The organism is uncultured Nevskia sp. (assembly GCF_903885465.1).
Taxonomy (GTDB): Bacteria; Pseudomonadota; Gammaproteobacteria; order Nevskiales; family Nevskiaceae; genus Nevskia.
In genome coordinates, this window is sequence record NZ_CAISIQ010000381.1 from 1 (window position 1) to 1,586 (window position 1,586).

Sequence of the window (1,586 nt, forward strand, 5' to 3'; positions counted from 1 at the left end):
CCGAGCAGCGAGACGAAATCGACATCCGGATCGAGCAGCAGATTGAGCGCGAAGTTCTGCTCGCGATTCTTGGCGTGGATGCCCCAGACCGGCGTCTTGCCGGCGCGGTAGTCGCGGATCACGTGCAGCTTGGCGCTGTCGCCGTCGAGCGCCTGGACGGTCAGTTCAAGGCCGCGTTCGACTTCGTCCGGCAGGTACAGGAATTCGTTGACATGCCATTCCTTGACCTTCGGCCCGCTGACCTTGTAGCAGGCGCGGCCGCGATCATCCTGCCAGCTGTCCATCTTCTCGCCGTGCGTGGTCCAGAAATCGTCGGGCAGTTTGGCGTAGCCGGAATACAGCAGATCGAGGTCATCGAGCACCTGATCGTTGTGATAGTCCTCGGTGTGCACGCCGACGATCGCGGCCTTGATCCGCAGATTGATGTCTTTCGACACCAAAGTGATCGTCCGTGACGGATGCTGGCTCTGCAGCCCGAGAGCGGCGAGCAGGATGTTGTTGTCCGGCTTGTTGCCCGGCAGCATTTCCGGGAGTGCGGCGGCCGAAGGCCGGGTCTGGAAGAACAGACGGCCGGACGATGGCGCTGTCGGCGTGCCGCCGGTGTGGCCGTTGCCGTTGCCATTCGTGCCCTTGTTGACCGTGGTCGGCAAGGGAATGCCTTTCTCGATCTGCGCATGGTCCTTGCCATGCATCAGGCCATCGAGGATTCGCGCTACCTGACGGACATTGCGCGAGGTCTCGGAGGTGCCTTTCTTCCCGTTGTCGAGCTCTTCGAGCACGACCATCGGGATGTAGATGTCATGTTCCTCGAAGCGGTATAGGCAGCTCGGGTCGTGCATCAGGACGTTGGTGTCGAGCACGAAGATTTTCTTTTTCATCGATTTCCGGGAGATGAAACAAACGAGCCGACGCGCAGAGGATCGCGCATCGGCTCAGAAGGACACTTGATGGATGTTCGGCAAGGGCGTCAGAGAGCGGTGACCGCCTCCAGCACTTCGGCGGCATGGCCTTTCGCAGAAACCTTGCGCCAGTCTTTTACGAGTTTGCCCTTGCTGTCGAACAGGAACGTGCAACGGTCGATACCCATGTACTTCTTGCCGTACATGCTTTTTTCAACGATCACGCCGAAGGCATTGCACATCGCTTCGTCACCGTCGGACAGCAAGGTGAACGGAAAGCCGAACTTGGTGCAGAAGTTGTCGTGCGATTTCACGCTGTCCTTGGACACGCCGACGATGTCGGCGCCGGCCTTGACGAAATCCGCATACAGGCCGGTGAATTCCTGGCCTTCGACCGTGCAGCCCGGCGTGTTGTCCTTCGGATAGAAGTACACGACCAGTTTCTTGCCTTTGAAATCCTTTGCCAGGCTGATGGTCTTGCCGCCGCTGGCCGCGAGCGTCAGCTCCGGCAGCTTGTCGCCAATCGTCAGGCTCATGCAGCTTGTCCTCGGTGAGTGGGGAATGATCAGGTGCGGTCTGTGGCGATCAGACTACACCCGGCCCGTTCAAACAAGATGGCAAACAAGACCGCAAGAATCAGGCCCTGAACGGGTGCTCAGGTTCAGCTTTTGATCGGGTCGAGCATGC

General features: G+C 59.3%; 2 protein-coding genes. Both read right to left on the reverse strand.

What is annotated here, in order from left to right; translation table 11 throughout:
- A partial coding sequence (locus QZY06_RS14930; protein WP_295685868.1) for a PhoH family protein occupies positions 1-878 on the reverse strand: 878 nt, incomplete at its 3' end.
- Positions 879-967: 89 nt separating this feature from the next.
- Entirely contained in the window at positions 968-1,435 is a 468-nt protein-coding gene (locus QZY06_RS14935; RefSeq protein WP_295685869.1) for a peroxiredoxin, read from the reverse strand.
- Between the last annotated feature and the right edge of the window lie 151 nt (positions 1,436-1,586).